Consider the following 19,067-nt stretch of genomic DNA (forward strand, 5'->3'; position numbering starts at 1 on the left):
GGCGGCAGAACCCGTCGCACAATGCGCGGACATGCCACCTTTGCCGTCCCACGAAAGCACGCGCAGCGTTGCGCCCCCGCCCCCTCCTGAACTGAGCCCGGCCCCCGAAGCGCCCGCCGACCTCGCGGCGCGTGAAGCGGCCGCGGACCGCGCGGCCCTCGCCCAGGGCACGGAAGAATCCGTGGCGGCGCGGCTCGACCACTCCGCCTCGCTCTCGCCCCTGGCGCCGCTGTCGGTGCCCGTGTTCCGCATGCTCTGGCTCACCTGGGTGGCGGCCAACACCTGCATGTGGATGAACGACGTGGCGGCCGCCTGGCTCATGACCACGCTCACCACCTCGCCCATCCTGGTGGCCCTGGTGCAGTCGGCCTCGACGCTGCCCGTGTTCCTGCTGGGCCTGCCCAGCGGTGCGCTGGCCGACATCCTGGACCGGCGGCGCTACTTCATCGCCACGCAGTTCTGGGTGGCCGCCGTGGCGCTGGTGCTGTGCGTGGCCATCATGGCGGGCGGCATGACGGCGCCGCTGCTGCTCGCGCTCACGTTCGCCAACGGCATCGGCCTGGCCATGCGCTGGCCGGTGTTCGCGGCCATCGTGCCCGAGCTGGTCAGCCGCCCGCAGCTGCCCGCGGCGCTGGCGCTCAACGGCGTGGCCATGAACGCCTCGCGCATCATCGGCCCGCTGCTGGCCGGTGCCATCATCGCCAGCGCGGGCAGCGCCTGGGTGTTCGTGCTCAACGCCGTGCTGTCCGTCATCTCGGGCCTGGTCATCATGCGCTGGAAGCGCACCCACGTGCCCAGCCCGCTCGGCCGCGAGAAGCTGCCCAGCGCCATGCGCGTGGGCCTGCAGTTCGTGCGGCAGTCGCCCAGCATGCGGGCCGTGCTGTGGCGCATTTCCATCTTCTTCCTGCACGCCACCGCGCTGCTGGCCCTGCTGCCGCTGCTGGCCCGGGGTCTGGAAGGCGGCGGCGCGGGCACCTTCACCCTGCTGCTCGCGTCCATGGGCGCGGGGGCCATCACCGCCGCCATGTTCCTGCCGCGCCTGCGCCAGGCCATGGCGCGCGACGTGCTGGTGATCCGGGGCACGCTGCTGCAGGCGGCGGCCACCGGCGTGATGGCCGTGGCCCCCAACGTGTATGTGGCCGTGCCCGCGATGTTCGTAGCCGGCATGGCGTGGATCACCACGGCCAATTCACTGAGCGTGTCGGCCCAGCTGGCGCTGCCCAACTGGGTGCGCGCGCGCGGCATGTCGATCTACCAGATGGCCATCATGGGTTCCACGGCCCTGGGTGCCGCCGTGTGGGGCCAGGTGGCCACGGTGAGCGACGTGCACGCGAGCCTGGGAATCGCCGCAGGCACCGGCGTGGTGGCCATGCTGCTGGTGCAGCGCCTGGTGGCCGACCGCAGCATGGAGGAGGACCTGAGCCCCTCGCGCGCCTTCCAGGCGCCCGTGGCCGACGTGCCGCCGGGGGCGGGGCACCTCGTGGTCACGATCGAGTATTTCATCGACCCGGCCCGCGCGGCCGAATTCCGCGCCGCCATGCAGGAAAGCCGCCGCAGCCGCCTGCGCCAGGGTGCCCTGGGCTGGCAGCTGCTGCACGACATCAGCCAGCCCGCGCGGTATGTGGAGCGCATCGAGGACGAGTCGTGGACCGAGCACCTGCGGCGCTTCGACCGGGTGACGGCCTCGGACGTGGCCCTGCGCGACCGCAAGCTGGCCTTCCACGTGGGCGATGCGCCGCCGCGGGTGACGCGGTGGACGTTGGAGCCGTAGGGCGCCAGGGCCCCGGGGGGCGGGCAGCCCTGCAGCGCGGGGCGCCAGGGACGATGCCTCTACCATCGCGGGATGCCCTGCAAAGGCCCGCCCCAGCCCCTGACCTTGCACGTTGACCTCCCTATGAAGTGCTTCACGCGTTCCAGCTTCCTCTCCCTTGCCCTCGCGGCCTCCTGGGCCTGCGCGGCGGCCCCCGACCCCTCCCTGCTCGGCTGCTGGCGCGCCGCCAGGATCGTGCTGACCGCCCCGGATGGCGAAAAGGCCGAAGACACCTCCGGCCGCTGCACCCTGCAATTCAAGGCGGACCAGTTCGAATCCACCTGCAAGACCACCAGCGGGACGGCCACCACCACGTACCGGTATCAGGTCGTCCGCCCCCGGGTGTATGCGGCCACCATGGCGGGCAGCACCTTCAGGACGGAGATGGTGGGCTCGACGCGCGAGTACGAGTACCGCATCGAAGGCGATCAACTGCACACCGTGACCGTGCCGCCGGCCATGGCGTTCGCGGCGGCCGCTGCGGCCCAGCGGGTGGAAACCGATGCGGCGCGGGTGCCGTGCCCGTGAACGGGGCTGCCCGTCGCGGGGCGTTGGGGCACAGGGACACTTGAAGAAAATGCTCCTGATTCAATAGCTTTCAGCGCTTGTCCAATAAGGGCTGGAAGCCAAAATGACCTAAAAAAATCACCGGGGCCACAGCGCCCACAGCCGCAGGTTCTGCTTCAGGCGCCCGGCGATGTCGCCCGCCTCCGGTCCCCAGCCCGTGAAGAAGTCCGCGCGCACCGCGCCCAGGATGGCGCTGCCGGTGTCCTGGGCCATCACCATGCGGTTGAGCTGCACCTGCGGCCCGCTGGACGCGAGCCACACGGGCGTGCCGTAGGGAATGCTCTGGCGGTCCACGGCGATGGAGCGGCCGGGGGTGAGCGGCACGCCCTGCGCGCCGCGCGGGCCAAAGCCCGCGTCCAGCGGGCTCAGCGGCTCCTCGCGGAAGAACACGTAGCGCGGGTTGGTCCACATCAGCTCATTCGTGCGCTGGGGGTTGGCGGCCAGCCAGGCGCGGATGCCGGGCCAGGTGGCGTCGCGGGTGTAGCCCTGGTCCAGCAGCCAGCGGCCGATGCTCTGGTAGGGCTGGTCGTTGGTGCCCGCGTAGGCCACGCGCACCAGCGACACCGTGCCGTCCGCCTCGGCGATGCGCAGGCGGCCCGAGCCCTGGATGTGCAGCACCATCGATTCGACCGGGTCGCGCAGCCAGGCGATGGCCCGGCCGGCCAGCGCGGCCTGGGCCTCGGGCAGTGTCTCGATCTGCTGGCGCGTGTACCAGGGCTTGCGCGTCCCGAGCCCGGCGGGCACGCGGTAGACCGGCACGTTGAAACCGTTGCCGGGCTGGCGGGAGCCCTCCATCATCGGCTCGTAGTAGGCCGTTAGCAGGCCGTCGGGGTTGCCGTCGGTCGCCTCCACGCGGTAGGGCTGCAGCCGCGCGATGAGCCAGGCGCGTTGCTCCTCACCTGTGGCGATGCTCAGCTGGCGCACGTCGCTGCACAGCGCGGTGAAGGGCGGCGCGGGCCGCTCGCAGCTCTTGATCCAGGCGTTCCAGGCCTCGTGCAGCGCGTCTTCGGTGAAGCCGGGCAGCTCGGCCCAGCGCACGGGCACCCAGCGGCTCTTAGGCTGGGACATCGGCGGGGGCAGCGGGCCGGTGTCGCCCGGCAGAACCACCGCGCCGGGCGGCAGGGGCGCCGGGATGGCCGGGGGGCGGGAGGGGCTTGCGGGCGGTGGGCTCGAGCAGGCGGCCAGCGTTCCTACAATCAGTGCCGTCAATACAAGGCCTAGAAGGTGTTTGCGATCATGCCGTGGCCGTGTTGGAGTGCCTTCGGGATGAGTGGATGGCTCGGATGCGCCGCAGGGGCTCGCGCTTGTGCAAGCAGCCGGGGCGTCCCATCGCCCGTTTTCACTCCAGCCCGAAGGGCCGAGGGCTTTGCGGTCGGTCTGCTGCGTTGCGGCGCTTGCCAATAGCGGGGCCATGGGCCGCACACCGCGCCTTGTATCCCATCCCGCAAAGGCCTCTGCGCGGCCACGGGGTGACCGTAAATACGTTCTTGGGAGTGTCAATTTCATGGGGCTGATTTTGCTTGAAGCGCTGCTCGCGCTGGTGCTGCTGGTCGCCATCGTCTGGTGGACCATGTTCTCAGGCCGCAAGGGTGGTGAGCTGCAGCAGCCCCCGAAGGATTCCCCGCCGCCGCCCCCCGCCCCTCCACCGCCCCCGGCGCAGTGACTTGGCATGCGCGCGGGGCGCGGGCGCCAGGCGGTGCCGTCCTACAGCCAGGGTGCCGCTGTGCCGATGGCGCCCGTGTCCGCCCGCGGCCACGATGGCGTTGAGCTGGGCGCACCCGAGGCCGGGGCCAAGGACAGGCCACACGGCACGCGAACGGAACTCCCGAAGCGCCCAGCTCCAACGAATCTTTCAAGGAGCACCACCATGCGCAAACACATTCTTCTCGGCGCCACCGCCGTCATCGTCCTGGCCACAGGCTGCGCCAGCATGGACGACACCCAGCGCCGTACCGCCACAGGGGCCGGCGTGGGCGCGCTGGCCGGCGCCGTCATCGGCTCCGCCACCGGCGGCAGCGCCGGCACGGGGGCGGTCGTGGGCGCGGGCGTGGGGGCGCTGGGCACCTACATCTGGTCGCAGAACATGGAGCGGCAAAAGCGCGAGATGGAGCGTGCGACCCAGGGCACAGGCATCGCCGTGACGCAGACGGCCGACAACCAGCTCATGCTCAACATCCCGAGCGACATCTCGTTCGCCGTGGGCCGCTCGGACATCCAGCCCAACTTCGCGCCGGTGCTCGACCAGTTCGCTGCCGGCCTGCGCAACAACCCCAACACCGATGTGCGCATCGTGGGCCACACGGACAACACCGGCAGCGACGCCATCAACAACCCGCTCTCGGTGGACCGCGCCGCCAGCACGCGCAGCTACCTCACGGCACGGGGCGTGGACGGGCGCCGCATCGCCATCGATGGCATGGGCGAGCGCTACCCGATCGCCACCAACGACTCGGCCGATGGCCGCGCCCGCAACCGGCGGGTGGAAATCTTCGTGGGTGAGCGCCCGCGCGGCTAGCGGCTAGCCGCCGCACCCCGGCGCGCGGGCGCGGGGGCCGGCCTACTGCCCCGTGCGCAGCAGGTTGGCCAGCTCCACCGCCGACTTGACCTGCATCTTGTCGAACACCCGCGAGCGGTGCACTTCCACCGTGCGCACGCTGATGTCCAGCTGGTCGGCGATCAGTTTGTTGGGCAGGCCCGCCACCACCAGGTCCATCACATCGCGCTCGCGCTCCGTCAGGTCCGCGAGCCGCACCTGCAGGTCGCTGCGCTCGCGCAGCTGCGCCAGCCGCTCCGCCGACTGCGCCAGCGCCTGCTCGATCCGGTCCACCAGGGCATTGTCGGAAAAGGGCTTCTCGCAAAAATCGAAGGCGCCCCGCTTGACCGTGTCCACGGCCGTGGGCACGTCGGCGTGGCCCGTGAGGAAGATCACCGGCATGGTGGCCAGGTCGCCACGCACGGCGAGCAGGTCGAACAGCGCCAGGCCGCTCATGCCGGGCATGCGCACGTCCAGCAGCAGGCAGCAGGGCTGGCGCTGCGCCGGGCGGCTTTGCAGCATGGCATCAAAGGCCTCGGCGCTGTCGAACGATTCGCTCGGGAGCCGGCGCGAGCGCAGCAGCCAGGCCAGCGCCTCGCGCACGCTGGCGTCGTCGTCCACGATGTACACGGTGGCGTTGGATACGGGTTCCATCAGGTGTCAGGCGAAGGTTGGGGAACGGGCAGCGTGAAGGTAAAGACCGTACCACGCGGCTCGTGGGGGGCAAATCCGAGAAAACCACCGTGCTGCTCGATCACCGTGCGGCACATCGAGAGGCCCAGGCCCATGCCTTCGGCGCGGGTGGTGAAGAAGGGCGTGAAGAGTTTTTTCGCCACGTCCGCCGCGATGCCGGTTCCGAGGTCCGTCACCGCGAACTCGATCCATCCGCTGTGCTGGTTCGACGCGGCGCGCCGCACGCGGATGTCGAGCACGCGCGTGGGAATGGCGGGGTCGTCCATGGCCTGCATGGCGTTGCGCGCCAGGTTGAGCAGCACCTGCTCGACCATGGTGCGGTCGCACAGGACGGGGGGCAGGTTCGGCTCCACCGTGGTGTTCACCCGCACGGCCAGCTTGCGCGCCTGCAGGCTCACCAGCGGGAGGATGGCGTCGAGCAGCTGGCGCGCCTGCACGGCCTCCCGCGCCTGGTCGCGCCGGCGCACGAAGTCGTGCACGCTCTTGATCACCTTGCCCGCGCGCTCGGCCTGCCGCGCGATGTGCTGCATGGCCATGCGCACGTCCTGCAGCTGCTCCGCGTTGGGAGCGGCGCCCGCCGGGCTTCCCGCCTGGGGCGCCGGCGCCTCCAGCAGGTTGATGGAGCCCGTGGCGTAGCTGGAGATGGCGGCCAGGGGCTGGTTGAGTTCGTGGCTCAGCAGCGAGGCCATCTCGCCCACGGTGGCCAGCCGGGCGGTGGCCTGCAGCCGCTCTTGCGAGGCACGCGAAAGCTCCTCCACCCGCCGCTGCTCGCTGATGTCGAGGAACGCGCTCATCCATCCCGTGTGCAGGCCCTGGGCGTTGATGAGCGGGGCCTCGATGATGAGCACCGGAAAGCGCGTGCCGTCCTTGCGCATGAATTCGGACTCGAACCCCTCGCGCGGCGGCATGGTGCCCGCGAAGCGGATGGCCTGGCGCTGGCGGTACTCCTCCACGCGCTCGGGCGGCCAGTAGGGTGCGGTCACGCTCTGGCCCAGCAGTTCCGGGGCGCTGAACCCCACCATGGCGCAGAACGCCGGGTTCACATAGGTGATGCGGCCTTCCAGGTCGCGGGCGCGCAGGCCCGTGACCAGCGAGTCCTCCATCGCCTTGCGGAATGCCAGCGCGTCGGCCAGGTCGCGCTCGGCGCGCAGGCGCCGGCGGTTGTCGCGCACCAGCACCACCATCACGGTGACCAGCGCGATCGACATGGCGGTGACCAGCGCGGTCAATACATTGGGGAACAGGCTGGGCGCGCTGTGCCAAGTGTCCATGCGCAGCACCAGCGTGCTGCCGGGCAGATCCAGCAGGTGCGTGGCCGTGAACATGCGCGAGCCCCGGCGCGCGGCGCCCAGCACGGCCAGCCGCGTGCCGTCGGCCTCGGTGAAGGAGGCCTCCTGGCTGCGCGTGAGGTTGTGCGCCACCAGGTTGATCAGCACGTCCTGCAGGGCGTAGGTGGCCACGAGGAAGCCCGTGCTGCGCCCCCCCGAGCTCAGGGGCAGGCACAGCTCCATCATTTCCGAGCCCAGCCCGTCGCCGTGCGGCTGGAAGTAGCTGCTGGAATAGGCGGGGCTGCTCAGGCGGCGCGCGTTGGCGCAGGCAATGGCGGCGTCGGACTGGTTGCCTTCGCGCAGCCGTGCGTCCCAGGCCACGGGGCGGTAGGGCGACTGGGCATGCGTGCGCACCCGCAGGCTGGTATCCCGCCACTCGATGCGCACCAGCTCGCGCCGGTTGCGCAGCAGCTCCGAGGCATCCACTTCCCAGGCGAGCTGGCCCGGGTCGCCCGCGTGCAGCGCCTGCAGGCTCTGCAGGTTGCGCGTGAGCGCCACGCGGATGTCGGACACCGCGTCGGCCGTGTCGCGCTCCAGGCGGGACTGCACCTGGCTGGCCTCGTACCGCCCCGCAAGCCACACCATGGTGGCGAGCATGGAGATCACGAGCAGCACCAGCAGGGTCCACAGCGACCAGCGCCGCCATGCGCCCCGCCAGCGCCTGAAAAGTGTGCGCTGCTGCGGGATCTTCACAGGACGCGGTGCGACAGGGAGGGAAGCTGCAGGCGCACGTCGCGCAGGCGCTGCGCGTCGACCACGCCCGACACCACGCCCGCCTGCTGGTCCTGCTCGGCCAGGATGGTGCCCCAGGGGTCCACCAGCATGCTGTGGCCCCAGGTGTGCCGGCCGTTCTCGTGCACGCCGCCCTGGGCGGGGGCCAGCACGTACGCCAGGTTCTCCACGGCGCGGGCGCGCAGCAGCACCTCCCAGTGCGCCTGGCCGGTGGTGTGGGTGAACGCGCTGGGCACGAGCAGGAGGTCCGCTCCGGCGCTGGCATGCAGGCGGTACAGCTCGGGGAAGCGCAGGTCATAGCACACGGAAAGGCCCACCCGCCAGCGGTGGCCGTCGCGCGATGGCAGCTCGAACTGCACGGGCGTGCCACCGGCCTCGATGACCCGGCCTTCGTGGTACTGCTCGCGGCCGTTGTCGAAGTAAAAGAGGTGGATCTTGTCGTAGCGTGCCACGCAGCCGCCCGTGGGGTCGAACACCAGGGTGGTGTTGCGCACCCTGTCCGGCGCGGCGGTCTGCAGCGGCAAGGTGCCGCCCACCACCCACATCCGCAGGTCGCGCGCCGCGCTGGCCAGGAAATCCTGAATCCGGCCTTCGCCCAGGGTCTCGCGCAGCGCGAGCTTGTCGGTGTCCTTGTGCCCCATCGCGCAGAAGTACTCGGGCAGCACCGCCAGCTCGGCGCCGGTGCCGGCCGCCTGCTCCAGCAGCGTGCGCGCGGCGCGCAGGTTGTCTTCCAGGCGGGTGCCCGACACCATCTGGATCGCGGCGACTTTCATCATGAGGCTTCTCCGGTTCTGGCGGGGCTGGTGCGGGGCGCTGCGTCGCTGGCGGGGCCCGGCTCGCGCCCGCGGCGGGGGACGCGCACGACGCGCGGGTCTGTCCAGGTGCCGTCGATGCGGAACTCCTGCGTGGCGGCCTCGATGAGCGGTCCGCGCAGGAACACCTGGGCCAGGAAGCTGCCCAGGCCGATCACGGGGTTGATGGCGGTGGCCACCAGCGATGCCGTCATGGCATTGATCTCGGGCACCACCACCACGCGCAGATCCTGGGTCTCGTGGTCGATGTTGGCGCTGCCCTCCATCAGCACGGCGGCATTCACGCCCTTCATCTGCAGGTTGTTCGTGGTGGCCACGCCCTGCTCGATGCGCACGTCGCCGCGCACGAAGTCGAACGCGAAGCCTTCGCTGAACACGTCGCGGAAATCGAGCGTGAGGCGCCGCGGCAGCGACTGCAGGCTGAGCACGCTGAGCAGCTTGGCCAGGCCCGGCTCGGCCTTGAGGAACTGGCCTGCTTCGATGTTCACGTTGATCTGGCCCGTCATGGACCGGTAGTCCGGGCTGAAGGGCGCGCCCATCCAGGCCACCTGGCCCTCCATGCGTCCCTTGCCGCGCCGCACCACGCCCGGCATGCCCATGCGCCCCAGCAGGTCGCCGGAGTCGCGGATGTCCAGCCTGAAATTGAGCACCGTGCGCCGGTCGGGGGTGCGCGGCCCGCCTCCCGCGGCATTCATCACCGCCCAGTTGCCGTTGGCGGTGAAATTCGCCTCGGGGGCGGTGATGTTGAATTTGGAGAGGCGCCATTCGCGCTGCGCGCCATCGCCGCCGCGGTTCTGCGCTTCGATCTCCACGCGCCCCAGCCGCTTGCCGCGCAACTCGAAGTCGTCCACCACGATGTCCAGCGCGGGCAGGGCTCCGGGCTGTTCATCCAGCAGCGCTTCGACCTGGTTCACATCGCTTTGCGGCATGTTCACGCGGGACAGCCGTGCGAACAGGCGCCCGTTGGGCTGGTCGGCGGCGCCGGGCTGGCGGTATTCCAGGTAGCCGTTGAGTTCGGTGGCATCGAGGTTGGCGCGCCAGGTGGTGCCGTCGCGCAGGGCCCCGGCCACGATGTTGTGCAGCGTCCGGCCCTGGAGGGTGAGCTCGCGCGCGCGCAGGGCCAGCGTGGTGGGCAGGTAGTCCTGCGCCAGGCTGTGCGCGCTGGCCGGGGCCGCGGCGGCCGGCGCGCGCGCGGCGGTTTCCACGCGGGAGGTGGCCTGCGTCAGCACGTCCTCCCAGGCATCCACATCCAGCTTGCCCTGGTTGATGTTGGCGGCCACGCCCTGGGCGGGCATGGGGGCCGATTCGCCGCCCGACAGGCCGACGCCGATGGTGCCCCGCAACACCCGGGCCTGGGGCCCGCTGATATCGCGCACGTACACGGCCGAACCCAGCGCGCCCAGGTCCACCGTGACCTGGTCGCGCAGGGGCGGGGCGTCGGCACCGCTCCCGTGCCCGGCCTGGGTCACGCCGGCCAGGGATTCGCGCGCCACCTGGGTTTCAAAGCGCAGGGGCAGGCTGGTCTCCGCGGTCTTGCCCAGCGGCGGCGGGAGCGCCAGCGCCAGCCCCTGCAGGCTGGTCGTCACCTGCACCTCCGGCACGCCCCGGCGAAACGCCAGCGTCATGGCGTACGGCGTGCTGCCCGTGGCGTGGCGCGCCAGCTGCGAGAGCATGCCCAGCTGCGGCGCCTGCTGCAGCCCTTCGGCCGTCGCGGTGCCCTGGGCGCGCACCTGCACGGCCGACTCGGCCGCCGGCGCGTGGGCCGGCAGCGCGCGCATGCCGCCTTCCAGCTTGACGCTGCCACCCAGCGCCTGCGCCTGCACGGCGTTGAGCGAGAAGCCGCCCTCGGTGAACTGCACCACGCCCCGCACGCGGCTCAGCGCGGGGGTGTCGGGCGTGATGCGCAGTTCGTTGCCGGCCAGCGTGACGCTGCCCTGGACCTTGGACTTGTTGATGTCGCTGATGGGCAGGGACAGGCGCAGCTGGAAGTCCGCATTGCCCGTGCCGCTGGCCTGGTCGAGCGCGTTGCCGGTCATGCGGCCCAGGGGCGACGTGCCCATGAGCGCGAGCAGTTCGGGCAGCGGCCCCCGGGCGTCGGCGCTGACGCTGACCACGGTGTGGGCCAGGTCGGGGATGCGGGCATCCACCTTGGACAGGCGCAGGCCCTGGCGCCCCGCGAAGCTGCCGGTGGCGCCGCGCACCTGCATGGACGAGCGCTCGAAGATCAGCTCGCCGCCCAGTTCCGTCAGCGCGGGCCAGGGCAGGGTGCCCGCCGGCTGCAGGCTGGGGGGCACGTAGGCGTAGGTCACGTCCTTGACGCGCGCGGCGATGCGGAATTCGCCCTGCCTGGGGTCGTTGAACGGCAGGTGGTGCAGGTCGCCCTTCACGCGGAACTGCACGTTGCTGGCGCTGCCCGCGACGACCGCGTCGCGCACATAGTGGCGCGAATCCGCCGGAATGGACAGCGGCAGGTAGCGGTGCACGCGGGTGCCGTCGGCGCGGTGCAGCGTGCCGGTGAGATCCAGCACGCCGGGAAACCGCGACTGGTGCGGCACCTTGGCCGCATCGCTCGTGTGCCAGGTCGCCCGTGCCTCGCCCTGCGCGTCGGCGTTGGCGAACTGCACGTCGTTGGCCTGCACCGCGATGCGGCTGCCCTCGAGCTGCCAGCGCACGTCGGCGCTGAGCCGGTCCAGGGGCAGCACCGGGTCCTCGAACACGCCGGGCAGCACCAGGGCGCCCGAGGCGATGGTCAGGGCCGCCTTGCCTCCTCCCTGGGTCATGTCCACGTCCACCGTGGCCCCGCGCAGGCCCAGGTGGGCGGTGGCCCCGGCGGAGGTATCGCCGGCCAGCGCGAGGCCGCGGATGCGCCCGCGCAGCTGGTACTGCTGCAGGTTGTCCAGGGGGCCTTTCCAGGTGGCCTGGATCTCATCCACCAGGCCTTGCGGCGCGTAGGTGCGGACCGCATCGTGCGCCGTGGCCCCCAGCGGCAGGCGGCTCGCGATCTGCGCGAGCGCGGCCAGGTCCAAGCGGTCCGCGCGGAACTCGCCCTGGGCGGGCACCTTGCCCGCGGCGGCCGTGTGGACCAGCCGCAAATTGCCGCCCGGCCAGGTCAGTCCGTCATCGGTCTGGAACAGCAGGCCCTGGGTTGAAAACTCGAAACCCCCGTTTAGCCGGCGGCCCCCGAGACGCCCCTGGATCGAGGGCAGCACCAGCGCCTGCAAATCGGGGCCCAGCTTCGCGTTGACGTCGGCCAGCGCCAGGTCGGCCGTGCCGCCCACGATCTGCCCGCGCTGCACGTCGGCCCAGGCGCGCAGCGCGCCACGGCCGTGGGCCACCTCCACGCCCACGTCGGCGTGGTGGCGCAGCCGCGAGACGTCCACCCGCGCGAAATCGGCAAACACCTGCCCGTTCCAGTGCTTCCAGTTGCCGTCGCGTGCGCTCAGCAGCGGCGCGCGGAACAGCCCCACCACCGTGAAGCGGTCGCCCCAGGCCTCCGGCGGGGTGGCGTCCAGCCGCAGGTGGTGGTGCCAGTTGCCATTGCGCAGCAGAAGGTCCACCTTCTCCAGGGCAAGCTCGGGGGCACCGCGCTGCTCGTCGGTCCAGCGCACCGTGCCATTGCGGATGAACACTTCGCCCTGCGAAAACAGCCAGTCGGCCGCGGCGTTGTCCTCGCCCTGCTGCTGGGAAAAGTCCAGGCCTGCCACCTGGATGCGCCCGTCGGCGGTGCGCCGCGCCTCCAGCTCGGGCCCTTCAATGTAGAGCTGCTCGAAACCCCCATTGAGCAAGGAGCGGGGCGACAGCGCCACGACCACGCGCGGCAGGCGCAGCGCGGAACGGCCCGCGGCGTCCAGCAGCGCGACATCCGAGAGTTCGACCGATGGGATCAGGCCCTCCGTGTGCGCCGCGATGGCCCCGATCCGCACCGGAACCCCCAGGGCCCGTGCGGCATGTGCCTCCAGCTGCGGGCGGAAATCGCCGATTCGCGGCACAATCCAGCCATGAAGTGCCCCCCACGCGATGGCCAGCAGCAGCCAGAAGGCCAGCAGCAAACCCAGCGACCACCGCGCGAGACCTGCCACGAATTTCAGCAGGCGGGTGGGGTGCGTGGTGGGAGCGATCATGGTGGGATTGAATGTGGCAGGAATTATGACCCGCGGCCTTAGCGCGGGTTCACTACAAACCAGTGTCCTTATGTATGTGGCCCCTTGCCATGTCTGCCATGCCCGCGTCTCCCGCTGATCCCCGCTGCCACCAGCCCCGTCCCGAGGGCCCGCTGGCCGCGCATTCGCGCTTCTACCAGCGCCTGCACCGCCGCTATGCGGACGATCTGTCCCTGCTGCCCGCAGGGGCGCCGGTCCTGGCCACCATGGAGACGGCCTACGATGCGCTGCGCTCGCGCGGCTGCGACACGGGCACGGCCCTGCGCGTGCTGCGCCAGCTCGTCATGGAGCGGCTCGTCCAGCTGGACTGCGACGCGCAGGCGCCGCTCGCCGACATCACCCGCGCCGTGACCGAGCTGGCCGAGCTGGCGCTGGACCGTGCCAGCCACCAGGCACGGCAGGAGCTGGACGAGCGCCACGGCGCGCCACGCGGACCGGACGGCCAGCCCGTGCAGCTGTGGATCATCGGCATGGGCAAGCTGGGCGCGCGCGAGCTCAATGTCTCCAGCGACATCGACCTGATCTACGTGTACGAACACGATGGCGAGACCGCGGGCACGGCCGACGGCCGGGGGCGCATCTCCAACCACGAATACTTCGCGCGGGCGGTCAAGGCCATCTACAGCCTGGTGGGGGATACCACCGAGCACGGCTTTGTGTTCCGCGTGGACCTGGCGCTGCGCCCCAATGGCAACTCCGGCCCGCCGTCGGTCTCGTTGTCGGCGCTGGAGGAGTACCTGCAGCTGCATGGCCGCGAATGGGAGCGTTTTGCCTGGCTCAAGAGCCGGGTGGTGGCGCCGCACGACTGCATTGGCAGCCCTGAAGTGCAGGCGCTGCGGGGCGTGGTGCTGCCGTTCGTGTTCCGCCGCTACCTGGACTACAGCGTGTTCGATGCGCTGCGTTCCCTGCACCGCCAGATCCGCGACCATGCGGCCAAGCGCAGCGCGGGCCACCCCGAGCGCGCCAACGACGTCAAGCTCTCGCGCGGCGGCATCCGCGAGATCGAGTTCACGGTGCAGCTGCTGCAGGTGGTGCGCGGCGGCCAGTTTCCCGAGCTGCGCCGCCGGCCCACGCTCGATGCGCTCACGCGCCTGGCCCAGGCGGGCCTCATGCCGCAGGAAACCGCCGATGCCCTGGCGCGCGCCTATGTCTTCTTGCGCCGGGTGGAGCACCGCATCCAGTACCTGGACGACCAGCAGACCCACGTGCTGCCCACGCGCGACGACGACCTCGCCTGGATCGCCTACACCCTGGGCTACCCTGACTGCTGCGCCTTCCTGCACGAGCTGGACGCGCACCGCGAACTCGTGGCCCAGGAGTTCGACACCTTGCTGGGTGGCGCGGGCAAGAAGCAGTGCAATGGGGGCGGCTGCGGCGGTCCCCGCGCCTCGGCGCCCCCACCCCCCGAATTCGACACCCTGCTGGAACAGCTGCCGCCCGGATTCCGCGAGCGCGTGGCCGAGTGGCGCAGCCACCCGCGCGTGGCGGGCCTGCGCGACGAAGCCCGCGCCCGCCTGTTCCGGCTGGTGCAGCGCACCGCGCAGTGGCTCAAGGAGGGCCGCGTCACCGAAGAGGCCGCGCTGCGCCTGGCCAACTGGCTGGAGCCGCTGCTGCGCCGCGAGAGCTATCTGGCGCTGCTGCTGGAGCGCCCCTCCGTGCACGAGCAACTGCTGCACCTGCTGGGCGCGGCCAAATGGCCCGCCCGCTACCTGCTGCAGCACCCGGGCGTGATCGATGAACTGGTGGGGGATTCGCTGCTGGCCGAGCGCTTCGTGGTGGCGGACTTCGAGCGGGAGCTGGCCGTGCGGCTCGCGTCCCTGCAGTCCACGGGGGAGGACGATGACGAAACCCTGCTGAACCTGCTGCGCCGCGCCCAGCACGCGGAAACCTTCCGCACCCTCGCGCGCGACGTGGAGCGGCGCATCACCGTCGAGCAGGTGGCGGATGACCTGTCCGCCCTGGCCGACAGCGTGCTGCGCATCACCGCCCAGTGGTGCTGGAGCCGGCTCAAGACGCGCCACCGCGACAGCCCGCAGTTCGCCATCATTGGCTACGGCAAGCTGGGCGGCAAGGAGCTGGGCTACGGCAGCGACCTGGACATCGTCTTCGTGTTCGACGACGACGATGAACGCGCGCCCGAGGTCTACGCCGCTTTCGTGCGCAAGCTCATCAACTGGCTCACCGTGAAGACGGGCGAGGGCGACCTGTACGAGATCGACACCGCACTGCGGCCCAATGGCAGCTCGGGCCTGCTGGTCACGAGCTTCGAGGCCTACGCCAACTACCAGCAGCGCCGGGGCAGCAACACCGCCTGGACCTGGGAGCACCAGGCCATGACGCGCGCGCGCTTCGTGATGGGCAGCGATGCCCTGCAGGCGCGCTTCGATGCCGTGCGCGAGGCCGTGATCACCTCCGAACGCGACCCCGCCGCCCTGCGTGAGGAGATCGTGCTCATGCGCGAGCGCGTGCGCGCGGCGCACCCCACGCGCGCCGGGCAGTTCGATGTGAAACACAGCCCGGGCGGCATGGTGGATGCGGAGTTCGCGGTGCAGTACCTCGTGCTCTCGCAATCCGCGAACCACCCGGAGCTGGTGGGCAACGTGGGCAACATCGCGCTGCTGCAGCGCGCCGAGCAGGTGGGCCTGCTGCCGCCCGGCGTGGGCATGGCGGCGGCCGACGCCTACCGCGAACTGCGGCGCGTGCAGCACGTGGCGCGCCTGGACGAGGCGCCCACCCAGGTTGCTCCGCCCGCGCTGCAGGCCGAGCGGAATGCGGTGCTGGCGCTGTGGAGGGCGGTGTTCGGCTGAGGCCGGCCCCGGCGTGACGTTTCGTTGCATTTTTGGCGGGCGAATTTTCCGCTGGCCTTCGCCAATTCAAACAACTGTTTGAATTCTGGTGTTTAATCCGGTGCCATGAGTTTTGGCGCCCATTTCATTCCCGCAGCCCAGCGCACCGCCCGCAGTGATGGCGAGGACACGCGCGCGCGCCTGCTGCACGCGGCGCTGCAGCTGTTCTCCGAGCGGGGCTTCGCACAGACCTCGGTGCGCGCCATCGCCGAGGCCGCTGGCACCAATGTCGCCGCGATCGCCTACCACTTTGGCGACAAGGCCCGGCTGTACACGGCCACGTTCTATGAACCCTTTGGCAGCGGCAGCGACCTCATCGCCGTGTTCGCCGATCCCGCACTGACCCTGCCGCAGGCGCTCGCCTCCTATTTCGGGGGGTTTCTGGAGCCGCTCAAGCACGATGACCTCGTGACCCAGTCGCTGCGCCTGCATGTGCGCGAGCTGCTGGACCCGACCCACGTGTGGCCCGAGCTCATCGAGCGCGAGTGCCGGGCCCCCCACCTGGCCCTGGTCCAGGTGCTGTGCCGCCACATGGGCGTGCAGGAGGTGGACGACGACATGCACCGCCTCGCCTTTTCGCTGGCCGGGCTGATCATGCAGATGTGGACCCAGCGCGACCCGCTGCAGGTCATTGCGCCGCAGCTGGCAGGGTCGGGGGCTGTGGATGAGTGGGTGGACCGGCTGACCGGCTACGCCCTGAGCATGGTGCAGGGCGAGATCGCCCGGCGGCAGGCCGCACAACGGCCCGCGCGCCGCAGTACTTCACGGAATTCGCACAAGGAATCCAACGCATGACTTTGAGCAAGACCCGATTCTTCTGGGCCGCCTGCCTGCCGCTGGCCCTGGGCGCCTGTGCCGTCACGGCGCCCCCCGCGCAGGTGCCCGCGCCGCCGCCGGTGGCGTGGCAGGCGCCCTTGCCGCACCAGGGCTCGCTGGGGGATCTGGCGCGGTGGTGGACGCAGCTGGGCGACCCGCTGCTCGTCGAGCTGATCGATGCGGCGCAAGCCATCAGCCCTGGCGTGGCGCAGGCCCAGGCCCGCATCGCGCAGGCGCGTGCCACGCAGGTGAGCAGCCGCGCCGCGCTGCTGCCGTCGCTCGATGCGCAGGCCAGCGCCAGCCGGGGTTTCAACGAGCAGCTCGCGGGCATCGCCACCACGGCGCAGGCCGGGCTGCAGGCGAGCTGGGAGATCGACCTCTTCGGCGCCAACCGGGCCACCAAGACGGCGGCCGACGAGCGGCTGGCGGGCGCGCAGGCGCTGTGGCACGAGGCGCGCGTGAGCGTGGCCGCCGAGGTGGCGCAGCAGACGAGCAGCCTGCGCACCTGCCTGGAGCAGCTGCGCGTGGCCGAGCGCGATGCGCAGTCGCGCGGCGAGACCTCGCGGCTGTCCGACCTCAGCGAACGCGCCGGTTTCACGGCGCCCGCCACCGCCGCCCTGGCGCGTGCCAGCGCCGCCGAAGCCCAGGCGCGCGCATCGCAGCAGCGCATGCAATGCGATGTCGAAGTCAAGACCATGGTGGCGCTGACCGGGTGGGAAGAGCCCGCGCTGCGCGCGCGCCTGTCCACGCCGGCATCCGCCGCGCCCGACACCCTGTTCGCCATCGCCGCCCTGCCCGCCCAGGTGCTGGCCCAGCGCCCCGACGTGTACAACGCCGAGCGCGAAGTCGCCGCCGCCAGCGCCGACGTGGGCAGCGCGCAGGCCCAGCGCTACCCGCGCCTGTCGCTCAGCGGCTCGGTGGGAACGGCCTGGGTGCGCAGCGGCGGCGTGACGACCGACCTGAACACCTGGACCATCGGCCCGCTGGCGCTCAGCGTGCCCCTGTTCGACGGCGGCCGCCGTGGCGCCCAGGTGGAGGCGGCGCAGGCACGCTACGACGAGGCCGCCGCGCTCTACCGCGCCAAGGTGCGCCAGGCCGTGAGCGAGGTCGAGCAGGCGCTGGTGCGGCTGCAGAGCACGGCCGAGCGCAATGCCAGTGCGCGGGTGGCGGCGGCGGGCTACCGCACCTCGTTCGATGCCACGGAGGCGCGCTGGCGCGGCGGGCTGGCGAGCCTGGTGGAGCTGGAAGACGCGCGCCGCACCTCCCTGGCGGCCGAGAACGCGCTGATCGCGCTGCAGCACGAACGCCAGGCCGCCTGGGTTTCGCTGTACCGCGCCGCGGGCGGTGGCTGGAAAGAGTGAAACACCCCCTGAGTCGCTTCGCGCATTCCCCCTCTCCCGACTCGCTGGGCGAGTCGGGAGAGGGGGACGCCCCCGGCGCGGCGGGGCGGCCCTTGCGCGGGGGCACTGGCCTGCGCCGCGCCAGTTTCATCCCGTGCGAGTGGCGCGTAGCGCCGTGGAAAGTTGATATGAATTCTTCAGGACGAAAGCAAATGCAAAATTTCTCTTCCTTCAAGTTCTCTCCGACGGCCTTCGCCGTGATTGCTGCCTGCGTGCTGGCCACCGGCGGCGCCCTGGTTTTCTCCAGCGCATCGCGCGCCGCCGACGAGCCCAAGGCGGGCCAGCCCCGCCCCGCGCTCACGGTGAGCACGGCGCAGCCCCAGCGGACGTCGGTGCCTTTGCGCCTGGCGGCCAACGGCAACATCGCTGCCTGGCAGGAAGCCAGCATCGGCGCCGAAAGCAATGGACTGCGCCTGACCGATGTGCGGGTGAATGTGGGTGACGTGGTCAAGGCCGGCCAGGTGCTCGCCACCTTCTCGGCCGAAACGGTGCAGGCCGACGTGGCGCAGATGCGCGCCAGCCTGCTCGAAGCCCAGGCCAATGCGGCCGAAGCCGCCGCCAATGCCGACCGGGCCCGCTCGCTGCAGGCCACGGGCGCCCTGAGCCAGCAGCAGATCCAGCAGTACACCACCGCCGAGAAGACGGCGCAGGCCCGGGTGGAGGCCGCCAAGGCCACGCTGAACGCGCAGCAGCTGCGCCTGAAGTACACGCAGGTGGTGGCGCCCGACAGCGGCGTGATCTCGGCCCGCACGGCCACGGTGGGCGCGGTGGTGGGCGCGGGCACGGAGCTGTTCCGCATGGTGCGCAAGGGGCGCCTCGAATGGCGCGCCGAAGTCACGTCCACCGAGCTGCGCCGCATCGCGCCGGGCGCCAAGGTCAGCGTGACCGCGGCCAGCGGCGCGGCGGCCGAAGGCACCGTGCGCATGGTGGCCCCCACGGTGGACCCGCAGACGCGCAACGCGCTGGTGTACGTCGATTTGCCGGCGAACAGCGATTTCCGCGCCGGGATGTTCGCGCGCGGCGAGTTCGCGCTGGGCAGCAGCGATGCGCTCACGGTGCCGCAAGAGGCGCTGGTGGTGCGCGACGGGTTCTCGTACGTGTTCGTGGTGGGCGCCGAGCAGCGCGTGCAGCAGCGCAAGGTGCAGACGGGGCGCCGCGTGGCCGACCGGGTGGAAGTGCTCTCGGGCCTGGACGCGAATGCCTCCGTCGCCGTGCGCGGCGCGGGTTTCCTGAATGACGGGGACCTGGTGCGTGTGGTCGGCGCGCCGCCGGCGAGCAGCAGCACCTCCTCCTTGCAGGAATTCAAACAAAAAGTGCCTGTAGCGCAGGTTGATCAAGCGCTGGTAGCTATCAAATAAGGAGCGTTCTCC

At 71.2% G+C, this 19,067-nt stretch carries 13 protein-coding genes; 8 read left to right on the forward strand and 5 right to left on the reverse strand.

The features are described from left to right. Positions 1 to 31: 31 nt before the first annotated feature. On the forward strand, positions 32 to 1,771 hold the full coding sequence (locus AC07PV_RS22320; protein WP_494631346.1) for an MFS transporter: 1,740 nt from the start codon (positions 32 to 34) through the stop codon (positions 1,769 to 1,771). 123 nt (positions 1,772 to 1,894) lie between these two features. After that, complete coding sequence (locus AC07PV_RS22325) at positions 1,895 to 2,338, forward strand: hypothetical protein (protein ID WP_255594852.1); 444 nt, start codon at positions 1,895 to 1,897, stop codon at positions 2,336 to 2,338. Between the two features lie 117 nt (positions 2,339 to 2,455). Here the strand turns inward: AC07PV_RS22325 and mltA are convergent, their stop codons facing one another. Continuing rightward, positions 2,456 to 3,586: a murein transglycosylase A gene (gene mltA / locus AC07PV_RS22330; protein WP_218297130.1), complete on the reverse strand. Its 1,131-nt coding sequence runs from the start codon at positions 3,584 to 3,586 to the stop codon at positions 2,456 to 2,458. 295 nt (positions 3,587 to 3,881) lie between these two features. On the opposite strand from mltA, the gene AC07PV_RS22335 reads away from it, so the two are divergent. Both AC07PV_RS22335 and AC07PV_RS22340 read left to right on the forward strand, forming a co-directional pair. Next, positions 3,882 to 4,040, forward strand: coding sequence for a hypothetical protein (locus AC07PV_RS22335; RefSeq protein ID WP_218297131.1), 159 nt, complete (start codon positions 3,882 to 3,884; stop codon positions 4,038 to 4,040). 204 nt (positions 4,041 to 4,244) lie between these two features. Beyond that, entirely contained in the window at positions 4,245 to 4,892 is a 648-nt protein-coding gene (locus tag AC07PV_RS22340) for a YiaD family glycine zipper/OmpA-like lipoprotein (RefSeq protein ID WP_218297132.1), read from the forward strand. Between the two features lie 42 nt (positions 4,893 to 4,934). Here AC07PV_RS22340 and AC07PV_RS22345 read toward each other — a convergent pair whose 3' ends face one another. Genes AC07PV_RS22345 through AC07PV_RS22360 form a run of 4 tightly spaced genes read right to left on the reverse strand, consistent with a single transcriptional unit; the run spans position 4,935 to position 12,596 of the window. Continuing rightward, the gene (locus AC07PV_RS22345) at positions 4,935 to 5,564 is read right to left on the reverse strand and encodes a response regulator transcription factor (RefSeq protein ID WP_218297133.1); all 630 of its coding nucleotides are present in this window, start codon (positions 5,562 to 5,564) and stop codon (positions 4,935 to 4,937) included. Beyond that, on the reverse strand, positions 5,564 to 7,624 hold the full coding sequence (locus tag AC07PV_RS22350; protein ID WP_370627760.1) for a two-component system sensor histidine kinase NtrB: 2,061 nt from the start codon (positions 7,622 to 7,624) through the stop codon (positions 5,564 to 5,566). Before AC07PV_RS22350 ends, AC07PV_RS22345 begins: the two co-directional genes overlap by 1 nt. Further along, positions 7,621 to 8,436, reverse strand: a complete 816-nt coding sequence (locus AC07PV_RS22355; protein ID WP_218297221.1) for a carbon-nitrogen hydrolase family protein — start codon at positions 8,434 to 8,436, stop codon at positions 7,621 to 7,623. Before AC07PV_RS22355 ends, AC07PV_RS22350 begins: the two co-directional genes overlap by 4 nt. Beyond that, positions 8,436 to 12,596: a YhdP family protein gene (locus tag AC07PV_RS22360; RefSeq protein WP_494631347.1), complete on the reverse strand. Its 4,161-nt coding sequence runs from the start codon at positions 12,594 to 12,596 to the stop codon at positions 8,436 to 8,438. Before AC07PV_RS22360 ends, AC07PV_RS22355 begins: the two co-directional genes overlap by 1 nt. 98 nt (positions 12,597 to 12,694) lie before the next feature. Here AC07PV_RS22360 and glnE point away from each other — a divergent pair, with 98 nt between their 5' ends. The 4 genes from glnE to AC07PV_RS22380 all read left to right on the forward strand — a co-directional run bounded on the left by glnE (position 12,695) and on the right by AC07PV_RS22380 (position 19,055). Continuing rightward, positions 12,695 to 15,442 carry a bifunctional [glutamate--ammonia ligase]-adenylyl-L-tyrosine phosphorylase/[glutamate--ammonia-ligase] adenylyltransferase gene (gene glnE / locus AC07PV_RS22365; RefSeq protein ID WP_494631383.1) on the forward strand — a complete coding sequence of 916 codons (2,748 nt, stop codon included), beginning with the start codon at positions 12,695 to 12,697 and terminating at the stop codon, positions 15,440 to 15,442. A gap of 105 nt (positions 15,443 to 15,547) precedes the next feature. Beyond that, positions 15,548 to 16,276: a TetR/AcrR family transcriptional regulator gene (locus tag AC07PV_RS22370; RefSeq protein ID WP_218339431.1), complete on the forward strand. Its 729-nt coding sequence runs from the start codon at positions 15,548 to 15,550 to the stop codon at positions 16,274 to 16,276. Further along, positions 16,273 to 17,658 carry an efflux transporter outer membrane subunit gene (locus AC07PV_RS22375; protein ID WP_492245170.1) on the forward strand — a complete coding sequence of 462 codons (1,386 nt, stop codon included), beginning with the start codon at positions 16,273 to 16,275 and terminating at the stop codon, positions 17,656 to 17,658. The genes AC07PV_RS22370 and AC07PV_RS22375 overlap by 4 nt, the downstream gene beginning before the upstream one ends. A gap of 191 nt (positions 17,659 to 17,849) precedes the next feature. Continuing rightward, positions 17,850 to 19,055: an efflux RND transporter periplasmic adaptor subunit gene (locus AC07PV_RS22380; protein WP_494631348.1), complete on the forward strand. Its 1,206-nt coding sequence runs from the start codon at positions 17,850 to 17,852 to the stop codon at positions 19,053 to 19,055. Positions 19,056 to 19,067: the final 12 nt, after the last annotated feature.

It is taken from the genome of Acidovorax sp. GW821-FHT09A11 (assembly GCF_059418365.1).

Coding starts and splice junctions, on each gene's coding strand:
- AC07PV_RS22355 (WP_218297221.1), bottom strand. CDS start 8,436: ATGAAAGTCGCCGCGATCCAGATGGTGTCGGGCACCCGCCTGGAAGAC.
- AC07PV_RS22340 (WP_218297132.1), top strand. CDS start 4,245: ATGCGCAAACACATTCTTCTCGGCGCCACCGCCGTCATCGTCCTGGCC.
- AC07PV_RS22345 (WP_218297133.1), bottom strand. CDS start 5,564: ATGGAACCCGTATCCAACGCCACCGTGTACATCGTGGACGACGACGCC.
- AC07PV_RS22325 (WP_255594852.1), top strand. CDS start 1,895: ATGAAGTGCTTCACGCGTTCCAGCTTCCTCTCCCTTGCCCTCGCGGCC.
- AC07PV_RS22335 (WP_218297131.1), top strand. CDS start 3,882: ATGGGGCTGATTTTGCTTGAAGCGCTGCTCGCGCTGGTGCTGCTGGTC.
- AC07PV_RS22370 (WP_218339431.1), top strand. CDS start 15,548: ATGAGTTTTGGCGCCCATTTCATTCCCGCAGCCCAGCGCACCGCCCGC.
- AC07PV_RS22320 (WP_494631346.1), top strand. CDS start 32: ATGCCACCTTTGCCGTCCCACGAAAGCACGCGCAGCGTTGCGCCCCCG.
- AC07PV_RS22360 (WP_494631347.1), bottom strand. CDS start 12,596: ATGATCGCTCCCACCACGCACCCCACCCGCCTGCTGAAATTCGTGGCA.
- AC07PV_RS22375 (WP_492245170.1), top strand. CDS start 16,273: ATGACTTTGAGCAAGACCCGATTCTTCTGGGCCGCCTGCCTGCCGCTG.
- glnE (WP_494631383.1), top strand. CDS start 12,695: ATGCCCGCGTCTCCCGCTGATCCCCGCTGCCACCAGCCCCGTCCCGAG.
- AC07PV_RS22380 (WP_494631348.1), top strand. CDS start 17,850: ATGCAAAATTTCTCTTCCTTCAAGTTCTCTCCGACGGCCTTCGCCGTG.